Below are 24,243 nucleotides of genomic sequence, written 5' to 3' on the forward strand. Positions count from 1 at the left end.
GACCTCAAGCGTGAACTGATTGCATGCGGGGAAGATCAGCCACCAATTCGCGCAGATTCCTGTCCGCCCGCTCCTGTCCCGCCCGAGTTGGCATCTCGAATGTAAAGGGTGACAGATCGAAGCTCTCCGGTCTCAGGGGCAGCAACGATTCTAGCAGTGGGAAGGGCAGATACGTTATCGAGGCTGCGTTGATGGATGTCGCGATGTTGCTTTCGATGAGTCTCAAAACGTGGGGTTCCATCTTGTGAAAGCGAAGGCTTTGCGTTCGCTGCTCGGACGGCAGTCGTTTCCAAATCTGCCAGAATGCGAGCTCATCGAGTGTGTTGATACCCATGCCGTAGTAGTTCGGAGCCACTATAGGCGGCGAACCGATCGCCCAATGCACGGCTTTGGCTCCGGCGGTAAGGAGCATGCTCGTGACAGCTCGACTGGTATCGCCGCGAATGAGTGCTTCGTCGACAATTACTACGCTGGTTTTAGTCAGGTCAGTTTCCAGTACTCGGTACTTTTGAGAAATGCGGGACTTTCGCTCGTCGGTCGTGCCGATGAGCGTTCGCTGAAGAAACGTCGTGGCGACCACTTCACGACGCTCGGCGAGCAGCCCGTATTCCGCGAGAGATGCGTACAGGCCATCGGCGAACGGACCACCTGTACGCGGCTTGGAGGAAACGAGTGTGCAGGTAGGATCTGCTTCAGCTTGCAGTCGCTGCGCAACAATCCCACCCAAGGCAGCACCGATATTGTACCGGGTTTCGAAATGTGAATGGCCTTCGACCGACGTATTCGGACTTCCTAAATAGAGAGCTTCGTACGCGCAGAGCCTGGCTTTATGTCGCCCGTTGTGCACGGCACGACTAACGCTGCCCCCCGTCGTTCCGTCCACATACGTTATGTGGCCCGGCGAGATCTGCCGCGTCTTACCCTCGAGAGCGGCAAAGGCACAATTTTCAGAGGCGAAGAGCAAGAACCCGTCATCTGTTTGCATGGTCTCCAACGGTCGCAAGCCGCTTCGATTGCGGTAAGCAATGAGATTTCCGTCTCCGTCCAGGAAAAGCGCGCTAATAGCGCCGTCAATACGATCGTCAATCTCTCGAAAAACGGTTTCGTAATTGGCCGCTAGACCGTGGCGCCAGTAGTGTCGTTCACAACAGCGTTCAATACACTTGAGCAAGAGCTCAGCATCTGTGTTGACGGTTGATCGTTGCTCCTGGGCAAGAAAGGCTCCCCTGAGTTCACGAGCATTGACCAAGGCCTCATCCAGAGAAATGGCCAGATGGCGGCTGGTGCCTGCATTGTTATGAATTGACTGAAGGTCGACGCCATCACTGAGTTCGCGGCATCGGCTACGGACTTGAGCGATTGCAACATGAGGCCGAAAACGCCGATCTTGTTCGTTGGGATCAATGCGCACTGAAGCGCTCGATGACTGAAACGCTCTCCCATATCGAATACCTTGTTTGTGCATGAAAGCCGCAACGCCGACCGCCGCCTGGCCACGAAGCGCAAGTTTCGGGATCATGTGCTCGAGTCGATCATAAACATCCGCCTGCGAATTGCTTGAAGGACAAAAAAACGCAGCAGCAACGCCGGACATGCCTTTACCCCTCTTGTCGAAGAACCGATGTCCCGGCTCGCATCATTGGCGAATGCACCACGGCGTGACGACGTGGCTCTGCTCTCTTTAAGCAAGCGCCGTACCACTCCTCAGACGAGCTGGCTCGCGCTGATGCAACAACGAAGGTCGAGATACGCAAACAGTTTGGCGACCCGCGATGAGCTCCGTGTCCGAATCCCGACATTCTGTCTAAGGTGCGACGAGCTCGTCCGAAAAGTGTCAGGCGCCGACCGTTGGTCTGAGACTCTCACGCTCGCGCGTGGGTACGAGGCAGTGTCCTCACATTAGCGAGCATGACCAATGCGAGTCGCGCCAAGCCGGCCGCGGGGCTTTGCTGGCATCCAGCAGAAGGAAGTATTGCCCGGATGAACTACCAACAATAGTGATTGATCAAGAGATGGTTTCTTGGCAATGAACGGTGGGTAACTGCTGCGGATCACGCGCTGATCGCAAGGCAGATGGGAGGAGGTCGGCAATTAAGATCAACCACAATCGACTATCGTCAACGGGCTAGTCGAGGCGGCAAGGCGGGTCGCAGAACGATCACATGGAGGTTGTGGCGTGTTGAGGCTGAACGCTGCCATGCGCTCGTTGATGAAGACAGGAGCTTCGGCAAGTTGGCAGATGGCACGACTCGTGGCGCGCTCACCAGCCCGCATTGCATGGTGGCGTCCTGCCGAGCGACATCGGGGTCCAAAAGTCGATCTGTTTGTTCCCAGCATTATCGCCGTGCCAATACTACTGAAGGTCGGCTGCGGTTGGCTCTGGTCCGCGTCTTGTGCGTGTTCGGCTTCAATTCCGGAGTAGTCGCAACCACGTGTTGTGCATATTGAGAAAGGGCTTGGTGGTTTCGGTGAACTCTCGGCGGTTGGGAAGAGCTTGTTCAACCCGAAGAGCGATATCTCCGAAACAGATCAAGGAACGTCCGGTCACGCGGCTGGGATCACTTCACAAGCGCGACAACTTTGCAGGAGAGCGCCTATGCCGTCGCGCCCGATGTCCTTCCTTTCTAGATCCCGAAAAGCCGGCCACGACTTAGCCACGGTAGCTGTGATTGGGCGCCGGTTCATTGATCTGGCAACCGACGAAATCGTCGTCGAGCCGTCCTCATCAGTGTGCGAAGGAGCGATGGCTGCGGTCAACGCCGAAGCGAACCGCTATGTCGATCTCATTGGGCTTACGCCCCTTCGCAGGGCCGTCGCCGAAAAGCTCTCGGTCGAAACGCGCGTTGGTTGGAGTGCGGAAGAGATCGTAATCACTACGGGCGCGCAGCAAGCGCTGCTCTATGCGGCCGTGACTGTCCTAGCGCCGGGCGACGAGGTTATCATTATTCGCCCCTGGCGGCCGATATTGCTGTCCCAGGTCGTTCTCGCTGGTGCAGCACCAGTGTTCGTTGATGCTCGCTGCCCGAGATATATTCCCGATATCAGTGCAATCCGAGTTGCTGTCACACCGCAGACGAAAGCTATAATAATCAATTCGCCAAATAACCCGACCGGCGCAGTCTACAATCGAACGATACTACAAGATATCGGCGAACTCGCTATCGAACGCCAGATATGGATCATTTCCGATGAGTGCTACTCGGGACTGGTATTCACTGGTTTTCGTCACCACGAGTCGATCGTCATGGCGCACCCCCGGGTACGTTCGCGGACGATCATAGTCAAGTCGTTTTCAAGGGAGTTGATGATAACCGGCTGGCGCTTGGGCTATTTCGCCGCGCCCGCGCAGCTCGTTTCCGCGGTAAGAAAGCTTCAGAGCCATGCAATCGCAACTCCGAATGTAATCGCGCAGCAGGCGATCCTGCACCACCTTCAAGCCAGCGATGGCAGCTTTGAGGAGCAGATCTATCAGCGTCTTGTCGACGCTCGCAACATAGGTCTTCACATCCTTTCTGATCTACGCGATGTAACTCCATCCCGCGCCGATGGTTCGTTCTGTTTTTATCTCAATCTGAGTCGGCTTTTGTCTGCTTTGCGGACTGAAGGCTCAGTGCGATCTGCCGATGACATCGCACGAGTGCTCCTCGAAGAAGCTAATGTAGGATGTGTTCCAGGCGACGCTTTCGGCGACGCGAACGGCCTACGTCTCTCCTTCGGTGCTCCACCGGAGCTATTGGAGATGGGGCTCAAACGCATCGTCGAGGCGCTCAACGGTCTAAGGCGCGGGCAGCCAGGGACCTAACCGCATCAGAAATGAAGGAATTTGAGCTGAGTGTCCGTCGTTCACCTCATCCATTGCCGCTAAGCGGCGGATAGGGCTTTCGATATCTTGTTAACGGCGAGATTGCTCTATTTCAAAATTAAGCCCTAGCGATGCCGCCACTTCTGGCGATCAATCTCCTGATCTGGTCCGTGATAAGGGCATCGCTGTGAGTCTCACTCAAGAGTCGAGCTCAAAACGTCTAACGTGGGCCAGTCATAAACTGCAAAATCGAACTCGATCCGAACCATAAGAGTCCTTACTAGCGGCGGCGGCTTGTTCCAACGGGGAGCGCAGAGGAAGCTCTGGTGCGGCATAAGCCACGCTCGTTCAACATGGATGGCAATGTAGGGTTAAGCGGTCCTCTGGTTTGCTGCGGCCACAGACAGGTGCAGCAGGACAATCGGCGACGACAGGATCTTCGAGTGCGGACGGCAAGTGAGCTTGTTCGCTTACGATCCGTACATGGTCGGTCGCTGGCGGGGGTTAATCGTGAATCAGGTCTGCCGTCAATTTGAACTGTCACTGCCAGCGCGGCCCAGACGTGCTTTCGTTCATCGGCAGGAGGGATGCTGACCAAGGGACGTTGTCGGTCACCGAGGCGCCGCGTTCGTTCTCGATCCGATCGATGGTACTACCGAAGCACCGAAGCGCGCGAACCCGCCACCTCAACACCATCGCCGAGCGCGCTATGCGAACTTCATTCGTATCAGGTGTCATCCTCTGAGGTCGGGGATCCAGGATGCCCACTCGCACCCTGCTAAGCTCATAGGCCGTTGGTCCTGCGACTGCTGCACCCGAAAAGCAGCCGTACTCTTTTCGGACTCGGATATGCGTCAAGCCATTCCGAACACATCCGCTTACTACAGCGCGTGGATTGTGCTGATCCCGGCCAAAACAGTTGGCGTTTCCCTTGGCAAGCGAGGCCACGTGCGTATTGCGTTGCACTGTCAGATTGCGGCCATGCCGCAACTCTAAGTGATCACGTTGGTGTACTCGTGCCGCCTTACAAAAACTAATCGCTCGCGCCAACTGCGACACAAGTCAAATCCTGGCGGCTGGATGAGGGCGACGCTCAGGGAGGCTGCATTCGTCGCCGGAGCCGCTCTACCGAGTATTACTCAAATTGCGTTGTGCGCCCTCTAGAACAGGCTATTATAGCGCGACAATCTGGTTGGGAAGCACTGTCACTGATTGTCGCGCCGCACGGTTATCGAGCTTTGGTCCACAGTATGCCGTCGCCCCATACGTGCTCGACGCGTCCCCACTCGCAGGCTGCTGCGACATGCGGGAAGAACCCACGTCCATGGTGGTTTGCACTCGTATTGCAAAGCAGCGGAATGCCTGTGAGCTTTTCGTATTCGACGAGAAGCTCGGCGACTTTGTGCTGAGAGGTCCTGCAAATCGTCTGCAATCGCGCCGATCCATCGAGATGTACAACAGCGGGGATTTTGTCCCGCCATTCTGGTCGTGTCTGGTGATCGAAAAGCATGTAAGGGTCCGGTGTTCCGGGACTAAATATATCCGGCGCACGATCCTCTAGGCATATCGGAGCCACTGGCCGGAAGTGTTCGCGAAGTTTGATGTCGTTGAGATAATCCTTCATTCGCGGCGAGGTCGCGGGGGCGAGAATGCTTCTGCTACCCAACGCCCGAGGCCCAAGCTCGGCGCGGCCGGTAAGAAAAATCACGGGCTTGTTGCCGGCAAGAATGGTCGCAAGTTCATGCAGACTACACGGCGCGGCCTTCCATTCGGGGGGTACATCTCGACGTTGCAAGGCTGGACCACTATATACCGACCATTCCAACGGCGAGAAGCCTTTTTCCACCACCATTGCGCAGCAAGCGGCACCGATTGCCGAGCCACTGTCATTCGGAAACGGGGGCACCCAGACGGCATCGAACAGGCCTGTCGCACGTAGTGCGCTGTTCCATTTGATATTGAGACCGCAGCCACCTGCTACGCACAGATTGCGCGCCCCAAGATATGAATGCCGCTGCAAAGCAAGCGCCATTTTGCGGACGAGGAGACGCTCGAGGAAGCAATGAAACGATGCCAGCACATCTTCGGGGGCCCTGGCCTTTAGGTGGCGCGCGCTGGCGTCGAAGAAGTCATGCACAGCCGCAAGCGCGGACTCCATGCTCTCAATGTCTGTACGGAAACTGGCAAGTTTCGTGTCGGCCGCAAAGCGCTCCTGGTAGAGTTCCTCAAAGACCGTGACAATGTTTTCAATGACAGACCCGAGCGCGATATACGCCATCAGCTTGCCGGCTACACCCAGGTTAAGCTTGCCGGCACCGCCCGGGTCCACCTTGCCGGGGCCACCCAGGTCCCAGTTAGCGCGGTTCGCCTGCTTATACGGTCCAAAATGAAGTCCCGCGGCGGCATAGACATGCCCAATCACCGGGAACAGGCATTCGATGAACTGAGCGCCTCGATGTTCTACGTGATAAAGACGTGGAAAGGTGCCGCCGTCCCACACGAGGCAGAAGGCGGGCTGTCCAGCTTTGGCAAAGGGGCTGGTGCAGTATGCGGAGGCTACATGGCCTGTGACGTGCGGATAGCTTCTATAAGGGAAATCGCTGCCATCGAGCCTAAGACCAGAGCCATCGCACGAGGTGAGAAGGCCGTCGGCATGGCGTTCAACATAGGGCGCCCCTTTGAGAGTGATCGGTGTCGTCCCGCTGAGAACCTGGAACTGCGACTCCGCCACCCCCGCCCAGCCATCGATGACGAACTGATCAACTTCTTGCGGATCCAGACCGTGTTCGGTCAAAGCGACGACGATTGCATCGAGGTTGTCGATTGTTTGATACCGCGGATTGTTGCTCCGTTTCTCCTGCTCGATACAAAAGATAAGCCGTCCGTCCTCAACAAGAGCAATCCCGCCGTCATGTGTCAGCTTGATACCGCAGATGCGCATAGTGCCTCCTTGTCTGATGCCGGCAATTCGATTGACAAAGACCGAATCGAACTTAGAAAGATGCGAATAGGAAATCGTCGTGGATCGATTCTGGCACCGCTCGCGCTCGACGTCGGTCTAAGGTTGCATTCCACATACCCACGACCGTCTCGGCACTAGCAGCGTGACCCCAGCGCGGCGATCCGATTACTAGATGCCGCACGTAGCGCAGTGCACGATCTAGACCAATGCAAATCGCAGGAATCCCTCGCGGTTTCTCGGCCGACTCTCGCGTTCGCAAACTGCTTGGCGGGTTCCTGACATCAGACGAGTGTGTTTTCGGACAGAAGCATGCGCTACGCCAATTGGGAGGTGCTATCCGACCTACCGCCGCGAACTGGACTCGGCGGTCGGTTTGGCTTCTCCGGTCAACAGCGGAAGTACCGCAACACGCAGATCATTGATGCATCGATCATCGAGAGCTACCGCGTGCAGGCCAAGCGGACGAAGGAATTTGGCCGACTCGGCGCGATGTTGACGTCGACGGGCGGCTCGAGGTGCGCAGCCTCTCCAAATTTATTGTCGTCGTCGGCGCACCTGTCGAGGCCTTGCGTGACGTGTCGCTCATGGCCAGCGAATTCGTTGTACAGCCTGGCCTTGAAGTCCGTAAAGAGCCAGGGCCTCAATCTAACGTTGTTGTCGAGAAAGCTTGGCGATCGTCGATCAAGTAGCTAGACGGCCCGCAGCTTGTAACTCCAACACAAAGACTTCGAGCCGCCGTATCGCGCGGCAGCGAGGCACGGGAATTGCCAAGCCGCTCCAGCCAGCAAATCACCTCTATCGCCATTTTTCCACCATTGTGAACCCATTCATATTTCTGAGATCAACATTTTAGTGGTCTCACGTGCGCGAGCGAAGACCGCCGACTAGATAGGCATGTTGGTCGCGGGAAAGTTCGGTTGACTCTTTAGTACTTTTCAAATCCCACCATTTTCATGGTCCAGCGGCTGACACCCCCCTTGTCGTCGCGATGAATGAACATCTTCCTGATTGTAGTCTCGAGGTTTCTACGCTCGATCGCGGGCAGGAACGGAATGTCGAGCCGACGTGTCTGAGCGAATTTCTCAACTACGGTCTCAGTTGAATTGCAGGAAGGCAATCGTGCGGCAATCCCGTGCGTGGTATGTAGATCCTCGATAAAGTAGAAACCGCCAGGCTCGACGATGGGAAACAGCTTCGCTAGAGCAAGCTGCTGGTGATAAGCTGCGTGCGAAGCGTCATCAATGATGATCCTTACGGGCGGGAGCGAGTTCGCTAGGCGTTCCAGGGCTACCGTATCGCCCATGTCAAGGCGCTCGAAACGGAACCGGTCCATCTTAAAGGCGCTGAAATCGGCAACGTCGCATCCGATGATCTCGGCTTTGGGAAAGAACTCCAGCCACATCTTAATAGACGGAATGTCGTCAACCTTGCGACCGACCACTACATCGGGATCGAGAGAGCCGTTTCCGTGTTGTAATCCAATCTCGACCATCGTGAAAGGTTGCTGGCGGAATTCTTCGAACAGAAAAGAGTAGAAGCTGGTGTAGCCGTGGGCGTCGCCTACCTCATTCCCCTTGTCGGTTCCGAGGGCATTAGCTCGCTTGGTCAAATTCGGTGCGCTCATTGCAGCATTTCCTATTCTCGGATGGAGCATTACACGGCGGGTCAGCTTCTGAGTTCAAGAAGCATACCAAAACCGTCAGTCTGAGTTTCCTTCTTATTCTCATCTGGCACGTGTCTCAGGTAGAACGGGTGTGTCGTGACTCCGACAGTGCGCCGCATGCTCCTTCTCGGTTCTTTAACGCGTCCCCCACGTGCAAATGCGGCGGCTGATGGTGACTCCGCCCACCGCCCCGACAGCGGCAGTGTGGTAGCCTCTCCCGGCATCTGCACCCCTCGCTACGGCTCCAACAGCGCGATGGGATCTCGGGGGATCACGAGTCACGTACTGGCGTTTGCGCTGAGTGACCGACGGGCGCTGGAAGGTCACAAGTTATTCCAAGAAACCGGTAGCCGCTTTGAGATGTATTACTGCAACCGCACAGATCCGCGCGAACGAGTAAGGTCGACGGTCGCAAATGCCGCATCGTCTTAGTCGCCTTACGACTGAGCTTCGACTGGCTCGCCTCAATCGACTAGATCCAACTGGGCACCCTCTTGTCTGAAGCATATACGGCGCGGCGGTCTGTATTTCTCCTTCCTAGCAGTCCCGATATTCTCAGCCGGGACAATCGTACCCAGAATATCTAAGTACCGATGCAATTCGACCATTGCGACCAGAAGCAAACCGGCGGCCAGCTTTAGCTCAGAGCGACGCGGTTGCGCCGCCGATTGAACTCGTGGCTCTCGCCGGGAGCGAAGATGACAGGGTGATCGAGACGATCAACGATGATCCGGCTAGGCCATCGTAGCTTCCAATGCCTCAGCACCACAAGCAGCCCGACGGCTCTCGTGCGGCGCTCGCAAATCTGCTCGCTTTGTATTGTGTTCCTAAGAGCAGAATTCTGCAAAGGGGTTCTATTTCCCCTGGTAATTTGGGGGCCGCTTCTCGAAGAAAGCGTCCATCCCTTCCTGCTGATCAGAAGTGGTGAAAGCAACCCGGATCGCTTGCCGTTCAAATTCCACACCGGCATCGAGGTTCGTTTGATAGGCGGCCAGAACGGCAGCCTTCGCAAGCTCCGTCGATCGAGGCGGCTTCTGTGCGATTATTTCCGCAATCTCGAGCGCGCGTGCCCGCGCCTGGCCCGTTTCTGTAACCTCGGAGACCATTCCTGCCTGCATTGCGGCACGGGCCGAAATTGATTGGCCAGTGAGGATCATCAGCATGGCAAGCGATTTGCCCGCCACGCGTGTCAACCGCTGGGTTCCGCCGTCACCCGGCAAAACGCCGATGTTGATTTCAGGTTGACCGAAGAGCGCGCCTTCGCCTGCGATAATGATATCGGCCAGCATTGCAAGTTCGTGACCGCCCCCAAGACAAACGCCCTCTACGGCAGCTATGATCGGCTTGAGACAGTTGGTGAGGTCGCGCCAATCATTGCGTCGGGCGAGATTGTTAATGGCCTCGAAGCCGCGTTGTTGCATCTCCTTGATATCCGCGCCCGCGCAAAAGAACGTGTCGGTGCCGCAAAGCACGATGCAGCGGACGTCCTCATCCAAAATTGCGTCTCGGCAGGCCGATGCAAGTGCCGCGATAAGCTCATTGCTCAGGGCATTTCGCTTCGCCGGCCTGTTCATGCTCAGCAGGCGGACGTGCGGGAGAGGGGAAGTGGATAGCACGAGTTCGGATTTTTGGATCACGAGAGAATTCTTCCTGGAGAATGGGAGAAGAACCAGAACTTCTTCTCGACTTGGATCGGGATGCACCTTGCGTAAGCTGGCTTGCAGCGAGCTTCGGAGAGATCATTGCGTTGCACACAATTCGCTGCCATTCATCCGGGCAAGCTGCCGAGGACCCGAGGTTGATATGGTTGCTATCGTGCGAGCAAGGCCAGGAAAAACAGACACCACATTGTGGTTTGGGCGGGCTATCCGAAAGCCTTTCTGCTTCGAGCCTCCTGAATCGCCTGCTCCGAGAAGCCAAAGGAAGTCAGGACCTCCTCGGTAGCGGCACCGATCGGCGCGGGGTGAATCCGGACGGCTGGAGGTGTGCGTGAGAGCCGGACTGGCAGTCCGGCGAGCGAAACGACTCCTCGCCCGGGTACCTCAACCTGCCACATGATGCCGTTTTGGCTTGCCTGAGGGTGGCTGATCGCTTCTGGAATTTCATTCACAGGTGAGCAGAGCAGATCCACGGAAGCCAGACGATCGAGTACCTCCGAAGTGTTCAAGGTCATCAAAGCCGGCGCACAATATTCCTGAATGGCGGTCAGATTTTCGATCTGCTTTTCGCGTGTAGCGAGTTCAGGCCGCGTGCTTATGTCCGGTAGATCGAGCGCCTGGCAAAGCAGGCCAAGCGGGTTGTCGCGAAAGAGCATTACAACGGCTACCCAACCGTCCGCGGTCCTGACGAGCATCGCCTGACGCGTCCAGTCGGTTTTCACACCATAGATGCTCTCGCTGGCGATTTCGCACAGCTGCATAGCGAGCGAAACATCGAACAGCGACGTCGACACCAGTTGTCCCCGGCCCGAGGTCTGGCGTTCGATGACGGCGGCAAGAATGCCCTGGACGAGCGACATCGCCGCGCCATAGTCGACAATAGGAGAGTTCGTCAGCTGCGGAGGCTGGTGCTCCTGCAGTCCTCCCCGTGCCAACCCGCTAAATGCCTGCGCCAGCATGTCCTGGCCCGGACGATCTGCAAGCGGACCTGTTTCCCCGAAACCAAACCCCGCAGCATAGATGAGACGGGGATTGCGTGTGCTAAGATCCTTATAGCCGAGGCCCAGCCGCTCCATCACGCCGGGGCGGAAGTTGTGCATCAACACGTCAGCGCGGTCGACCAGGGTCAGCAAGATCTCAAAGGCGGCCGGGTTCTTCAAATCCAAGGCGAGTGTCCGCTTGTTTCTGCCCATCGCAGCGTAATACGCGCTCATCCCGCCGACGCGGGTGGCCTCAAAATCAAGCCCGCGCGTGATGTCACCTTGGGGACGTTCGATCTTGATGACGTCCGCGCCAAAATCCCCCAACACCTGTCCTGCAAGCGGCACCTGCATCACCATGCCGACTTCCAGAACGATCAAGCCGTCAAGGGCGCCACGCGCTACGGAGGCAGTTGCTTTATCGCTCACGACAGGCCTTTCCCTCAGATTGGAACGCTCGATACTATGCCGCGCGATCGTCGCCGTCAAGATTACTATATCCCATTATAAAATTGATATATTGCAATGCGCTGCGAAACCGGCTTTGAATGCGATTGCCGAATCGAGGCGCCGAACAGGCGTTTGGGCCAGCACCTGCCGGAAAGGGGATCACTCCCTGCCGCCGAAAAGCAGGTGCCGACGCAGTTGGACGTCCTGAGACGTTCTGCAAGGCTTGGTGACGGGGGGCCTGATGACGAAGAACTACATCGCCGGTGAATGGATTGCGGCAGCCAAGGCAGTCGCGAACATCAACCCGTCTGATACTCGCGACATCGTAGGCGAGTACGCCCAAGCCTCTGTAGAAGAGGCGAAGCGTGCGATCGATGCGGCCCATGGCGCCTTTCCGGCTTGGGCGCGTTCGACGATCCAGAGCCGCCACGACGTTCTGAAAGCCGTGGGTGACGAGATATTGGCCCGCAAGGACGAACTCGGACGCCTGCTCTCACGTGAGGAAGGAAAGACCTTGCCGGAGGGGATCGGCGAGGTCGCTCGCGCCGGCCAGATCTTCCATTTCTTCGCGGGTGAGTGCCTGAGGCTGAGCGGCGAGAAGCTGCTCTCCGTGCGAGCCGGCATAGACGTTGAGATGTCCCGCGAGCCGCTCGGCGATCACGCCATGGAATTTTCCTATGGCCATTCCGGCCTGGAAGATCGCCCCGGCACTGGCCTATGGCAACTCCGTCGTGTTCAAGCCTGCAGAACTGGTCCCCGCCTCGGCAAACGCCCTTTGCGACATCATTGCGCGCGCCGGCGTTCCCCCCGGCGTCTTCAACCTCGTCATGGGGAGCGGCTCGGTCGTGGGCGAAACAATGCTCGCCAGTACGAAGGTGGCCGCGATCTCCTTCACCGGCTCGTTGTCGACCGGCCGGCGCATTGCCCAAACCTGCATTTCTGCCGATCCCATGAAGAAGATGCAGTTGGAGATGGGGGGCAAGAATCCAATGGTGGTGCTCGACGACGCCGACCTAAAGGTGGCCGTCGAATGCGCGATCAACAGCGCCTTCTTTTCGACCGGCCAGCGCTGCACGGCCTCATCTCGCCTCATCGTGACAGATGGCATTTACGACGCCTTCCTGGCAGCTATCACGGAAAGGATGGATGCGCTGGTCGTGGATGACGCCTGCAAGCCAGGAACGCAGATTGGGCCGGTGGTTGATCAGAAGCAGCTGGAGCAAGACTTGATGTACATCCGCCTCGGCCAGGACGAGGGGGCCAAGCTCGTCGCTGGGGGCGAGCTATTGAAACGCGATGCGCCCGGTTTCTACTTGTCGCCCGCGCTGTTTGCAGAAGTCGACAATCGGATGCGGGTCGCGCGCGAAGAAATTTTCGGCCCGTGGCAGCACTGATCCGGGCGCGAAATTATGACGAGGCCCTTGAGATCGCCAACGACACCCCATTCGGACTATCTTCCGGAATCTGCACCACAAGTCTGAACTATGCCAGCCATTTCAAGCGCAACGCGGAGGCTGGCATGGTGATGGTCAACCTGCCGACGGCGGGCGTCGACTATCACGTGCCCTTCGGCGGCCGCAAAGGTTCGTCCTATGGATCACGTGAGCAAGGGCGCTACGCTGCAGAGTTCTATGCGACTGTGAAGACAGCCTATGCGTTTGATGGAGGTCCACCATGAGCGTGATGGCGGCCGCCTGAAAGCGCCCGAGTTGAACAGTTCTGCACGTTCAGATGATTGACATGCTGGCTTCGTTGCCGACTTCGAGCGAAGCTGCGACCTGGCGGAGCGCCCATTCGAGATCTTCGATGTTTTCGGGAACGCCGATCGATATCCTCAGCCCCGAGATCAAGGAGGGATCAACCACGAGCGCCGAGGGCGGCGTTGTGATGACGCCCCGTTGCAATGAACGGGCTGCCACCTGTTGAGCAATGTCGCTTGGCAGGTCCATCCAGATGTGAAAGCTGGCCGGATGATCTGCACGTATATGCGGCCGGAGGATTTGGGAGGCAAGCTTCACGCGCTTCTTCGCCTCCTGGACCAGAGACTGCTTCACGCGCGCGGCTGTTCCCGTGCGGATCCATTCGGATACGATGAAGGTTGAAATCGGCGAGGCCATCCAGCAGGTCGCGCGCATAGATTGATGAATCTGCGAAAGATAAGGCTCGGGCGCGACGAGCATTCCGATGCGCAGACCCGGCGCCAGGCACTTCGACAGCGTATTGACATAGAAGGTCCGCTCCGGCGCCAATGAGGCGAGCGGCTCGCTGGTCTCGTCCAGGAAGCCGTATGCGTCATCTTCGATGATCAGGATGTCCCGCTTACGCGCGATCCGCACGATCTCTCGCCGGCGTGCCGCGCTCATGATTCTCGCGGTTGGGCTCTGGATGGTGGGAATAGCAAAAAGCACCCGCGCTGCCCCGCTTGCCGCCGCTTTGTCGAAAGCGCCCGGCAGCAATCCTTCGCCATCCATCGGCAGCCCGATAAGGTCGAGCTTTGCGAAATGAGCATAGGACTTCATGCCGTGATAAGTGCCGGCCTCGACGAAGACTTTGTCACCAGGCTGGCAGATCGAGCTGAAGGTCAGCGCTATCCCGTGCTGTGCTCCATTCGTAATAACGAGGTTGTCCGGATTGGCTTCGAAGCCCGATTGACGAAATAGGCCGGCGAGCTGGGCCCGGTGTTCGGCAACACCAGAGTGGGAGAGGTATCCCACGTAGTCGGAGATGTCAGCCGTTGGAAACGTAGATGGGCTCTCAGCTAGCACCTTGGGCAGTAACGCCGGCCCTGGGATGTTGAGGCTGAGATCGACAACCTTGCCACCGGACGCAGGGGTCGGCCTCTGTGACGCGACAAACGTCCCGCGGCCGACGTGCCCCAGAAGCAGGCCGCGCCGTTGACCTTCTGCATAGGCCTTGATGACCGTTCCGACGCTGAGGCCGATCTCCTCTGCCAAATCACGCTGGGTAGGCAGCCTTGTTCCTGCCGCAAGAGTTCCTGCCGCGATGTCGTGTTCGATGGCCTCGACGAGCCGGACGAACAGGGGAGCGGTGCCAGCCCGCAGGTGAGGGTGCCATTTCTGCATTTTGATTGCTTATCTCAGAATACCGCGCTTTCGCTATCCCAATTTTTGGTCCACCAGATCAAGCTCATAGCGGCCGCACCCTCACGATCTCTGTTTGCTTTTCCTCGATGAGCGAGTTGCGCAATGGCCGCCCGAAAGCCGGAGATTCGATCTCGAAAGCGTCACCGCCGCGCAGCTTGACGCCGGCCGAAAAGCTTAAGGCGCTCGCGCCGAAGAAATAGACGTGGACGTCGCCGGGCCGACGAAACGCGCGGTATTTGAAGTGATGGTGCTCAAGATTCTCAATGGAATGAGACATGTTGTTCTCGCCCGAGATAAAGCTTCCGGACCAGATCGCTTCGCCAGCTCGCAAGACGCGGACCGTTCCGGATACCTCGTCCGGAAGATCGCCCACGAGGAGTTCGGGACCATAGGAGCACTGGCGCAGCTTTGAATGAGCAAGGTAGAGGTAGTTTCGCTGCTCCATCACATGATCGGAGTATTCGTTGCCGAGGCAGAAGCCGACACGCAGTACGTCGCCTCCCTCGCCAATGACGTAAAGCCCTACAATTTCGGCCTCCTCGCCCCCGTCTTCAGCATAGGACGGCAACGTGAGGGGTTGCTCAGGTGCGACTGCCCAGGAGCCATCACCCTTATAGGCCCACTCTGGCTGGACCCCGATGGATCCCGGCGGAGGCTTTCCACCGTCCAGGCCAAGCTTGAACATCCGCATTGAATCGGAAAGTTCGCCTGCGGCCAATTTCGCGTGCATGGCGTCGCGCGACTCGGCGCTACCGAGGTGCGTAAGTCCAGTCACCGCGATCATGCAACGCGAAGGATCAGCGTGGTCGAGAGGCGGCAACAGCCGCTTCTCGCGGATGATCGCATCGTAATCGACCTTCTCTCCGAAGCCGCACCTTTGGACGCATTCGGCAAGCGATAGCCGGGAGCGGGCTGCCTCCAAGGCTAATTCGCGTACACTTGTCCGATTGTTCACGAGCACAGGGACCCCGTCGCCCGCCTGGAGCGCAGCGACATGACGAGAACCGTTCAGAGATACAAATTGGATGAGGCGCACGAGATCCATTCCAGGTGAGAGCCAGCCGCGCTGATTGCGGCAAAGCCAGACTGACATTCAAATTGAGATAGGTCAATGTGCTTGGCTAATCGGGGGTGCCAATATTTCATGAGCGATTTCAGTCGTATAGATGTATCAATCCTTCAGCTAGAATGATGGCTACCAGATTGATATATCCTAATTGTATTTGAGATAGTCTATTGCTTGACATTGGCCCGTCATTGTGATGGTCTCGCTCGATATTGGGCTAGTGCACAGAGATGCCGGCCGTCATGGGAGACGAAGCGGTGGAGGCGATTTACTGGTTTCATGGGAGGAGCGGCTGGGCTGGCGATATTGCAGTCCATGCCAAGCTTCTCGCCAGCCCGCGCCCTTTACAACCATCCCTCTCGCGCTCGCGCGAGCCCCTTTGTCTTTCCGCGCAAGTCCTTGTGATCCAAGCGGCGGCCCCGAGACGATCTCATCATTCACCTTTTCCAGGTCAGTTCGGCTTACGTAAGCAGATACTCGATCAGCTCGCATCGTTTGCGCGGAAAAGTAGGAAACGTTCGCCTCGCCAAGCCGAGCGGACGTCTCAGCGCGGAGGAGTTTGTCCGCCTGCCTTGAATCGAAAAACTTAAGCGTCCCGCAGAAGGGCGCATTGCTACAGGAGGGACCATGGAGTTGGGACATAAGCCCGCCCGCGGGCTGTTACACAGACGATTGGAATGAAGGAAGCCCGATCAGCTGCCTTCGATCGCGCCAGCGTCCATTTACGGGCGTGCCGCCAGAAATCTCAGCGCCTTGAGCAGGCCAACAAGCGACAGGCCGGCGCGCATTCGCGCTTGCCGCGCAAGGCTTAAGCAGTCTTACCCAATGAGCGGAAGCAGACCCATGCAAACAATGGCCCAACCTTCTATCGATTTCATTCAGCCCGAGAAGCAAGTTGCAACGAGATCAATGACTATTGGTCTGGGCGGAGGCGTCGCGCTGGAGTGGTATGACTGGCAAGTCTACGGCTTCATGGCGGCTTTTCTATCTCCCCACTTCTTCCCTTCAAATGACCCGGTCGTTTCGCTGCTGGGAGCATTTGCCGTATTTGGAGCCGGATTCATTGCGCGGCCTCTGGGAGCGGCTTTGCTTGGTCCTATCGCAGATCGCATCAGCCATAAACGCGTCATGATGATCGCTGTTACGGTCATGGCGCTATCTTCGTTCCTGATTGCGATCTTGCCGGCTCATAAGGACATCGGGACCCTTGCCACTGCAGCGCTGGTCATTCTTCGACTGATGCAAGGGCTTGCCACTGGCGCAGAGGCGGGCGTCGCCAATGCAATCGCCATCGAGTTGGCACCACCAGGTGAGGAGGGGCGGTATCTCGGCTTGATCAACGGTACATTCATCATGTTGGGTTCGATCGGAGCAAGCCTCGTCGCTTTTCTGGTGAGCGCGGCCGTCGCCCCCGAGGTCATGCGCGAGTGGGCTTGGCGAGTGCCGTTTGCGGTCGGAGGCCTGCTTGGCGTCCTCATCTTCTTCCTGCGCCAAGCAATCCCGGAAACATTGATCGCCCGCGCTATGCATCATGACGAGATGTCGCGCGTTCAGAAAACCACCGGCGGCGTTTGGAAGGCGCTCTGGAATGTGCGACTGTCGCTTCTGGCCGTGATTTTGGTGATCGGCTCGGTGCAGCTCGCCAACTACACGTACAACGTGGGCCTGCCCAACATCGCCAATGGTGTTTTCAAGGAAAACAGCACGTGGGTGTACGGCATCCTGACCCTCATGGGATTTTGCTGGATGGTCTTTTCACCTGCCATCGGTGCGTTTGCAGACAAGATAAAGCCCTCGCGCGCGTTCATCTTGATGCGCCTTCTGCTCATCCCAGCATTCTTCCTGACGCTGCTCTATTCACACCAAAGCCTTCTGACCTACGCCATGGTGATGCTGGTTGGCGGGGCCATGGTGGGCTGCAATATGGCTCTCTACAACTTCATAGCCACAACCTTGATGCCGCGCACAGTGAGAACGACAGGCGTCGCCCTTGGTTACGCAATCGGTGTGACAATTTTCGGCGGTACCACGCCCTACCTGCTGGTATGGTTGCAACGCGAGGACATGGCATGGATGTTCCCAATCTACGGGTCGCTCGTCGCTTTGCTCAGCGTGGTCGTATATCAGATCGCTAAAAAGCGCGGCTGCATCTATGTAGGCGAGTGATAACAGTCTTGTTAGGGCACTCCAGAGAGGTCCGGCCGATCGGCGGCTCCCCTCTGGAAAGGCAATGGTCTCAGTGGAACAGCGGCTGAACAAGAAACCCTTGATCTCTCCAGCCGTCAAATGCGCCCCTAGGTCCGTTCCAAGCCGCTTTAAGGATTTCGGCCGGGGTAACGCGAGAGTGACACAGAGAGCGCTCGCCGCTGGCCTTCGCCAGCAGCGAGTGCCATTTTAGATTTCTTCAGGCCGCAACCTGCCGGTTAGCAAATGAAGCGCCTCGAACAAGTAGTAGCTACCAAAGATCAATTCGGCATTACTGACGTAGTCCTCGGCTCTCGAATCCCCGCGCTTGTTGAAGCATCCTTCCACCAGCATGCCGGCTGGACGGCTATCGTTCTTATGAACCGGAGTGAGATATCGTTCGACCAGCGCCAAAGCGGTGCGTTCTCCGGCGCTACGGTATTGCCGCCGCTTACTGTCAGTCGGCGCAATCGAGCTCAATTTTAGAAGAGCCGATGCCATAAAAGCGGTCGCCGCAGTGTCCCGCTCGACGTTGGGCGCTTTAGGAGCGTCAAAATCCCAGTACGACACGCAATCATCTGGCACATGGGCGAGCCACCAGTCGGCCCCGTTCATGGCGGCTTGACGCCATCGCTCCTCTCCGCCGCCGGAAAAGTAGCTGATCGTCGAGCACACCACGCCCCACGCCTGTGCTCTTGCCCAAACGCTGTTCTCGCTGAAGCCCTTGTGTGTGTAGCGTCGGAGAACCTTGCCGGTCTCGGGATCGAGGGAGGAGGACTGGATGAAGGATCCGTCCTCACGCTGATGGACGGTCAGAACTTTATCCGTATGATTGGCAGCCACTTCGCGCATCGCGCGGTCGTCTAGAGTTCGAGCGGCCCAAAACAGCAGCAATGAGACGACCAAACTGTCGACGCTGCTTGCAGTGGCTCCCACGTCAGCGCCCTCCTCGGCATTCGCGCCAAGGGGCACAAGACCAAGGTGATGGTTGTAGCGTTGCTTCAGATCTCGTGCCGCCGCAAGGCCGAGCGTCCGCGCGCGGTGACTTCCGGTGAGCAGCGAACCCAGTCCGGCCCCGTAATAGAAGGTCGCAGCCTTGAACGCGGTATCGGCCGAGACGCGCGGTTCAAGACGCTCGCAACCTCGTTCTGCAAGATCTCTGAAGCGCTCGCCGCCGTTACTCCGCGAGGCAAGCCAAAGCATCCCCAGCCAATAGCCGCCGGTCCAGTCTCCGTTTGAAGTTGTCGTCCAGGTGCCGCTCTCCGGATCTGCCCAATGTGGATAGGCGTCGCCAACTTGTTGAGCTGTATTCTCGATCCGCCGCATCATACGTGCGATCGCTTCTTCCCAGTCTATGCTCATCAAAGCTCCTCGTGAAAATGCAGGATGGTTCCACCTGAAAGCGGGTTCTCACCATTGCTTCACTTGAGAGCTTCTCATGATTATTGCATTATATCAATCTGAAATTGGGATAGTGTATTTGCTCAACGAGGTAGGTCTTGCTACATTCAATCGGGCTCCCAGCGTGATGCCGCCAGGTCCCGAAAAGCAGCGCATGATGTTCAGCGCGGTATCAAAGTAGTCTGCGTTTGCTTGCAGGGATATTGGCGCACAGTGGAGCGCTGGCGCGCCGGCCCGAAGTTGATCTATCGATCGAGCCTTCTCAACGGTCGTCCTGGCTCGACAAACGCCGCATCCAGCCTCTGACGAGGGATTGCCGCTACGCCCAATGGGCGAGCATTCGGTAGCCCGCGTGGCGCATGTCCTTTTGCCAGGTGACTTGCTTGCCGGGTGACCTGCGCCGCGGCAGTAGTCACTAAAGAAGCTGCTTCAAGTTCAGCGCCGGATTAGCGAGCGCCTCTGCCTCGACCTTCAGTTCCCGCCTAATGATCGTCTCTGCAACTCGGATTTCCTTCGCAACGGCGCCGAGGCTTCCAAACCCACAAGCAGCCACGAGGCGCCCGCCGTCGACAAGGGAGAATAGAAGTTGGCCCCTCGGGCCTAGGCTTCTGACGACCGGGATTTCTCCGCCGCAGCAGAGGCCGACCATTTGCAAAGTCTCATCGTATTGGTCCGACCAGAACCAGGGGAGATCGTCATACGGACGATCCTCGCCCACCATATTCGCCGCCGCAATCACCCCTTGCCGCTGCGCGTTGCGCCAAGCTTCCAGCCTGATCCGCTTTCCGTAAAGGCGATGTGGAAAGGAACAGCAGTCCCCCGCTGCGAATACGCGCGGATCCGATGTGGCCAGCATTTCGTCAAGCGCGATGCCGTTGTCGACAGCGAGCCCCGCCGCTTGCGCCAGTTCGACGTTGGGGGTTGCACCGACCCCCACGATCACGAGATCGGCAAGATGTCTTTGGCCCCCGGCCAGTACCACGCAGGAGCGTCCTTCACAAAGCTCGATACGTTCAACGACTGCCGTTGTCTCGATCCGTACCCCAGAACGCTCGTGCTTGGCCCTGATCAGTTCAGCTATGCCAACTGGCACTGCCCGGGAAAGTATGCGCGATCCTGCTTCGAAGACGATGACCGAAGCGCCTCGCAAGATCGAGCTCGCAGCAACCTCGAGCCCGATAAAGCCGCCGCCGATCACAGCCATCTCGCAGCCTTGGCCGATTAACTCGCGAAGGCGTGTGGCATCCTCATACGACCTAAGCGTTGCGACCCTTGATCCCTCAGCAATTGGCACGTTCAGGTCACGCGGACGAGCGCCAGTGGCCAAGAGGAGGCGATGATAGCCTATCTTGGCCCCATTCGAGAGAATCACCATGCTGGCCGTGCGATCAATCGAGACCACCTCACAGCCGTGGCGATAATCGATCTTCAATTCGGAAAGCCGCTCTGACGTCACAATCGTCTTCGGCCCAGGCCTCGTCTCATCGACCAGAACTGCTTTGGAGAGAGGAGGGCGCTCATACGGGAGACTGCTTTCGTTGCCGATCAACACCACGCTCTCTTCCCAGCCGCGCTCGCGCAGCGCCAGGGCGGCTGCCGTGCCAGCTTCGCCGGCGCCAACAATGGCAATCGTCGAATGAGTACTCAAATGGCCACCCCTCTTGCAGGCAGAGCCTGCTCCTCACTGGCCACGCTATCGAAGAGGTCACGGACTAGGGACCTAAGAAGAAGAGCTTCCTCCCAACGATCCGTCGTGTCCTTGCCTTGCCGATCGGTGATCGCATAGGGCTGCGGGCCAAGTTCGCAGGTAAAACTAAGGCAGGCACCCGTGCCTGCGCGCTTTCGCCAGCTTCGGAACCCGTATTTCCACCACCCCAGGAACAGATCCAGCCATATCCTGTGCTGAGGAAACGTGATCTCAACCTGAATTTGCTCGCGAGATGCAACCCGTCCATGAAACGCCCAAGCGCGATCGAGCACCTGCCGCACCAGCGCTTCATCCTCGTCCGAGATGGGATACCAGAACTCCCGACCCAGCAGGATGTGCGACAAATCGGCAAGGATCCGCATCCCGGGCACCTCGTCCATCAGATCGAGAGTAAAGAGGAGATCCGTGGTCATCCTGTTGCGATGCGTTTCGAAGTAGATCGGCATGCCTGCCTCTTCCGCCACCCTGATCCAGCCATCCAGCAGCGGGATACAATCGCTGACCCTGCGCGGACGGATGTCTGGCTGGACGTTGAGATGCAGAACGTTGATCTGCTTGGCGAGGTCGATGGCAGACTTCAAGTGATCGATCGTCTGCGGGAAGCACATGCCCTCGACTGCAAGCCCGGAACCGTTCAAAGCGCGTGCGATCAGGTTGACGCGTCCTGGATCATTGCAGGACGTAGAGATCCCGTCGAACCCCGCTTGCTGTATCATCGCCAGGTTTTCATCGAGAGAACGTTCGAAACCGTCAGGCTGCCGCCGCTCCATGGCCCAGAGGGACTGCAAGACAAGTAAACGCTGTGAGGTCATCCGCAGCTCTCACCCGCTCAGACCTTGACCATAACAATGCCATTCTCGATTTTTACCTCGTAACTCTGCAAGTCGACGCATGCGGGCAGCGCACGCGACTCGCCCGTTCGATAGTCGAAGGTGCCGAAGTGTTTCGGGCATTCGATAATTCCGCCATCGACAATGCCATCCGCAAGATGGACCTTCTCGTGTGAGCAGTGGCCGTCCATCGCGAAGTAATCGCCCTCGGGCGAGCGAACAATCACAAACGTGCGGCCGCCGTGATCGAGGCGGCGAACCTCTTCAGGCCTCAAAGCGTCCGCAGCGCAGGCCGCCACCCATTCAGCTTGTTTAGTCATATCTAGTCCTCAATCTTCAACTGGCGGCGATCAATCGGCTGTGGCTCAGTCGCGCAGCGTGCGCCAGTACCGTTGCGGCGCAAGGGCTGCCTCAACGTGACAGGCCTTCGGAGCCTCCCCGCTTCGGCGCTAACCGCCGCGCACCCACTTCTTGGCCTTTATGCGCTTATACATTCTCTCGTCGGCCTCTGGAGAGCCGTCGTGAGCCGTGCCGAACCACTCGTCGAGCGGGATGCGGCGTTCACCGTAGTTCACCTCGAAATACTTGTGGTGCAGGTAATGGTAGAAGTTGTCGGTGCTGATCGCCTTCGCATCATCCACGACCACGCGGTCGAAACCGGTATGTGACTTTGCGGGGGACAGTCCCGCGTGCATCAGCTGAAACATTGCGTGCAGCGGATGGGACGGAAGAACGAAATGAATCAATACCCCTGAGAAGTAAGCGATGTGTTCCAGTGTCGACGCCGAGAGGCCGGACCACGGCCCCGGATTGACGTTCTTGTGGTGGACCTTGTGGATGAGATGGTACAGCGGCCCAATATGGATGAGGCGGTGAATGAGGTAAAAGTGCAGTTCGCGCCACGCCGGCATCACCAGCACGAGTGCAGCACAATATAGCGGATGCGCTGCGAAATCGACGTAAGGCAAGCGGTCGTTCGCGTACATCCACCAGGTGAGCGCCTCATATGCACTCCATACAGGCACGGCGCTGCACATGGTCCAGAATATGTTCTCGGCCGTCTGACTTCCGAACATGAAGGTCGGGTTGTGCGCATCCGGCCACTTTGCATTGTATTTAAACGCCGTCTGCTGACGCCGCTCGATATAAAGAATGAAATGGAAGGTGCCGTAGAGGAGGAGAGTCAAAGCGGTGTTACGAAGCAGAATGAGCAGTATCCAGTCGGCGTGGAGTTCTCGCATCGTATCGAGCGATGGAGTGAGATAAGTCCACGATACAAGAGAGATCAGGAAATAGACCGTATTCCAGGGCAGGAGATAGCCCGGTAACCAGCGCAGTATTTTCAGCGGTTGCACCGGCCAGACAAAAATCGGCGCACGTTCGGGCTTCTTCTTTGGTACCCAATTGCCCCGCTTATCGCGCGTGCCGTACAATGCTTCGTCCATATTGCACTCCATTGCCGCTTCAAGGCAGACAGCTCGTGTGTTAGATCCTTCGCCGGCTGATTGAGATCAGCTCTCGTCGCCGTCGCAAGAGCTTTAGATCAATCGCCAAAGCCCGAGTCTTTTAGTCTCGACACGAAGGCCGCATATTCATCGTCGGCGATGTCCGATATTTCCTGCGGGCCTGGAAAGCCATTTGCGGTGACGTCAGCACGGAATGCGCTGAGAGCTTTCACGCGCTCCTGTTTGATGCGCTCCTGCAGGGCCTGAAGATCTCCATAGACCCGAGCGTGCCGGGGCCGCCGGCCTTCGCCACCGCATATGTCCTCGGTGAATAGAAAGATCACGTCAGCATCCGGTCCGGAGCCGAGCGAGACGGTCACCAGTCCGATCCGCCGGCGAATTTCCGACATGACCCGGGCTGGGATGACCTCGCATTCCACCGCAAAAGCGCCGGCTTCTTCTAGACGTCGGAAGCGCTGGAAGAGTGCCAAGGCTTCCTCCGCATATTTGCCGAAGGCGCGAAGCCTTCCGAGCCAGGTCGATTTTCTGGGAACGAGGCCCAAGTGACCGACAACCGGAATATCCTCGGCCGCGAGCATTGAGACGGTCGCCATGCCGCGTGCGGTGATCACCGCATCGGCCCCGTCGCTTAGCGCCTTCAAGGCGGTACGAAGGATGTCGTCCTGTGTTACAGCATCGGCAAAGCCCAACGCGGCGGTGACGAAGAGGTGCTTTGAGCCCCTCCGTACGGCTTCCACGTTGCGGGCGCGGGTCACCAGCATTTCAATGCCGGCCTGCTCCGCGGCCGCTGCCTCCTCGGCGGTCTCGGCAGTGACCTGAGTGTAGCGCTTGCCCGACTTTCGGGAAGCGCGCAGGTCGGCCACCGTCACCGTGCGCTCGGCCTCGCGCGCCGCCCAATCGTAAATCCGCGGCATATCGTTCCAGTTCTCACTGTTCGCGCCCAAGGCGCATTGATTTCTTGTTGCTCTC

Annotated in this window: 15 protein-coding genes and 1 pseudogene; 3 read left to right on the forward strand and 13 right to left on the reverse strand. The window is 57.8% G+C overall.

The genetic code is table 11. The features are described from left to right. Positions 1 to 4: 4 nt before the first annotated feature. On the reverse strand, positions 5 to 1,594 hold the full coding sequence (locus L6637_RS38075; RefSeq protein WP_232995602.1) for an amidophosphoribosyltransferase: 1,590 nt from the start codon (positions 1,592 to 1,594) through the stop codon (positions 5 to 7). Positions 1,595 to 2,596: 1,002 nt separating this feature from the next. Here L6637_RS38075 and L6637_RS38080 point away from each other — a divergent pair. Then, positions 2,597 to 3,802 (forward strand): pyridoxal phosphate-dependent aminotransferase, encoded by a 1,206-nt coding sequence (locus tag L6637_RS38080; protein ID WP_128929760.1) that lies wholly within the window; start codon positions 2,597 to 2,599, stop codon positions 3,800 to 3,802. Positions 3,803 to 5,030: 1,228 nt separating this feature from the next. Here the strand turns inward: L6637_RS38080 and nodU are convergent. The 4 genes from nodU to L6637_RS38100 all read right to left on the reverse strand — a co-directional run bounded on the left by nodU (position 5,031) and on the right by L6637_RS38100 (position 11,554). After that, entirely contained in the window at positions 5,031 to 6,743 is a 1,713-nt protein-coding gene (nodU, locus tag L6637_RS38085; RefSeq protein WP_128955098.1) for a nodulation protein NodU, read from the reverse strand. Between the two features lie 946 nt (positions 6,744 to 7,689). Continuing rightward, positions 7,690 to 8,388: a hypothetical protein gene (locus tag L6637_RS38090; RefSeq protein WP_128929758.1), complete on the reverse strand. Its 699-nt coding sequence runs from the start codon at positions 8,386 to 8,388 to the stop codon at positions 7,690 to 7,692. A gap of 893 nt (positions 8,389 to 9,281) precedes the next feature. Then, the gene (locus L6637_RS38095) at positions 9,282 to 10,064 is read right to left on the reverse strand and encodes an enoyl-CoA hydratase-related protein (RefSeq protein ID WP_232995601.1); all 783 of its coding nucleotides are present in this window, start codon (positions 10,062 to 10,064) and stop codon (positions 9,282 to 9,284) included. A 227-nt stretch (positions 10,065 to 10,291) separates the two neighbouring features. Further along, entirely contained in the window at positions 10,292 to 11,554 is a 1,263-nt protein-coding gene (locus tag L6637_RS38100) for a CaiB/BaiF CoA transferase family protein (RefSeq protein WP_128929757.1), read from the reverse strand. 202 nt (positions 11,555 to 11,756) lie between these two features. Between L6637_RS38100 and L6637_RS38105 the strand changes: the two are divergent. Beyond that, positions 11,757 to 13,193: pseudogene (locus L6637_RS38105) on the forward strand (aldehyde dehydrogenase family protein). A gap of 49 nt (positions 13,194 to 13,242) precedes the next feature. On the opposite strand, the gene L6637_RS38110 reads toward L6637_RS38105, so the two are convergent. Together L6637_RS38110 and araD1 are read right to left on the reverse strand one after the other, a co-directional pair. Beyond that, a complete protein-coding gene (locus tag L6637_RS38110; RefSeq protein WP_128929756.1) occupies positions 13,243 to 14,598 on the reverse strand; it encodes an aminotransferase-like domain-containing protein in 1,356 nt (451 codons plus the stop codon). A 64-nt stretch (positions 14,599 to 14,662) separates the two neighbouring features. After that, entirely contained in the window at positions 14,663 to 15,664 is a 1,002-nt protein-coding gene (gene araD1, locus L6637_RS38115; RefSeq protein WP_249798521.1) for an AraD1 family protein, read from the reverse strand. A gap of 864 nt (positions 15,665 to 16,528) precedes the next feature. On the opposite strand from araD1, the gene L6637_RS38120 reads away from it, so the two are divergent. Then, the gene (locus tag L6637_RS38120) at positions 16,529 to 17,851 is read left to right on the forward strand and encodes an MFS transporter (protein ID WP_164934143.1); all 1,323 of its coding nucleotides are present in this window, start codon (positions 16,529 to 16,531) and stop codon (positions 17,849 to 17,851) included. A 228-nt stretch (positions 17,852 to 18,079) separates the two neighbouring features. On the opposite strand, the gene L6637_RS38125 is transcribed toward L6637_RS38120, so the two are convergent. The 6 genes from L6637_RS38125 to L6637_RS38150 form a co-directional block, all read right to left on the reverse strand. Next, complete coding sequence (locus L6637_RS38125; protein ID WP_128929754.1) at positions 18,080 to 19,231, reverse strand: glycoside hydrolase family 88 protein; 1,152 nt, start codon at positions 19,229 to 19,231, stop codon at positions 18,080 to 18,082. 454 nt (positions 19,232 to 19,685) lie between these two features. Beyond that, positions 19,686 to 20,918: an NAD(P)/FAD-dependent oxidoreductase gene (locus tag L6637_RS38130; RefSeq protein WP_128929753.1), complete on the reverse strand. Its 1,233-nt coding sequence runs from the start codon at positions 20,916 to 20,918 to the stop codon at positions 19,686 to 19,688. After that, on the reverse strand, positions 20,915 to 21,790 hold the full coding sequence (locus L6637_RS38135) for a sugar phosphate isomerase/epimerase family protein (protein WP_128955097.1): 876 nt from the start codon (positions 21,788 to 21,790) through the stop codon (positions 20,915 to 20,917). Before L6637_RS38135 ends, L6637_RS38130 begins: the two co-directional genes overlap by 4 nt. Before the next feature lie 17 nt (positions 21,791 to 21,807). After that, positions 21,808 to 22,128, reverse strand: coding sequence for a Rieske 2Fe-2S domain-containing protein (locus tag L6637_RS38140; protein WP_128929751.1), 321 nt, complete (start codon positions 22,126 to 22,128; stop codon positions 21,808 to 21,810). 129 nt (positions 22,129 to 22,257) lie between these two features. Next, positions 22,258 to 23,253, reverse strand: a complete 996-nt coding sequence (locus tag L6637_RS38145) for a sterol desaturase family protein (RefSeq protein ID WP_128929750.1) — start codon at positions 23,251 to 23,253, stop codon at positions 22,258 to 22,260. A 98-nt stretch (positions 23,254 to 23,351) separates the two neighbouring features. After that, positions 23,352 to 24,218 carry a 3-methyl-2-oxobutanoate hydroxymethyltransferase gene (locus L6637_RS38150; RefSeq protein WP_232995600.1) on the reverse strand — a complete coding sequence of 289 codons (867 nt, stop codon included), beginning with the start codon at positions 24,216 to 24,218 and terminating at the stop codon, positions 23,352 to 23,354. Positions 24,219 to 24,243: the final 25 nt, after the last annotated feature.

Origin of the sequence: Bradyrhizobium zhengyangense, from assembly GCF_022012435.1 — a bacterium.
Taxonomy (GTDB): Bacteria; Pseudomonadota; Alphaproteobacteria; order Rhizobiales; family Xanthobacteraceae; genus Bradyrhizobium; species Bradyrhizobium zhengyangense.

What these genes read in the sequence shown, in the direction of transcription:
- L6637_RS38075 (WP_232995602.1), bottom strand. Translation starts at nt 1,594, where the DNA reads ATGTCCGGCGTTGCTGCTGCGTTTTTTTGTCCTTCAAGCAATTCGCAG.
- L6637_RS38080 (WP_128929760.1), top strand. Translation starts at nt 2,597, where the DNA reads ATGCCGTCGCGCCCGATGTCCTTCCTTTCTAGATCCCGAAAAGCCGGC.
- nodU (WP_128955098.1), bottom strand. Translation starts at nt 6,743, where the DNA reads ATGCGCATCTGCGGTATCAAGCTGACACATGACGGCGGGATTGCTCTT.
- L6637_RS38090 (WP_128929758.1), bottom strand. Translation starts at nt 8,388, where the DNA reads ATGAGCGCACCGAATTTGACCAAGCGAGCTAATGCCCTCGGAACCGAC.
- L6637_RS38110 (WP_128929756.1), bottom strand. Translation starts at nt 14,598, where the DNA reads ATGCAGAAATGGCACCCTCACCTGCGGGCTGGCACCGCTCCCCTGTTC.
- araD1 (WP_249798521.1), bottom strand. Translation starts at nt 15,664, where the DNA reads ATGGATCTCGTGCGCCTCATCCAATTTGTATCTCTGAACGGTTCTCGT.
- L6637_RS38120 (WP_164934143.1), top strand. Translation starts at nt 16,529, where the DNA reads ATGCAAACAATGGCCCAACCTTCTATCGATTTCATTCAGCCCGAGAAG.
- L6637_RS38125 (WP_128929754.1), bottom strand. Translation starts at nt 19,231, where the DNA reads ATGAGCATAGACTGGGAAGAAGCGATCGCACGTATGATGCGGCGGATC.
- L6637_RS38135 (WP_128955097.1), bottom strand. Translation starts at nt 21,790, where the DNA reads ATGACCTCACAGCGTTTACTTGTCTTGCAGTCCCTCTGGGCCATGGAG.
- L6637_RS38140 (WP_128929751.1), bottom strand. Translation starts at nt 22,128, where the DNA reads ATGACTAAACAAGCTGAATGGGTGGCGGCCTGCGCTGCGGACGCTTTG.
- L6637_RS38145 (WP_128929750.1), bottom strand. Translation starts at nt 23,253, where the DNA reads ATGGACGAAGCATTGTACGGCACGCGCGATAAGCGGGGCAATTGGGTA.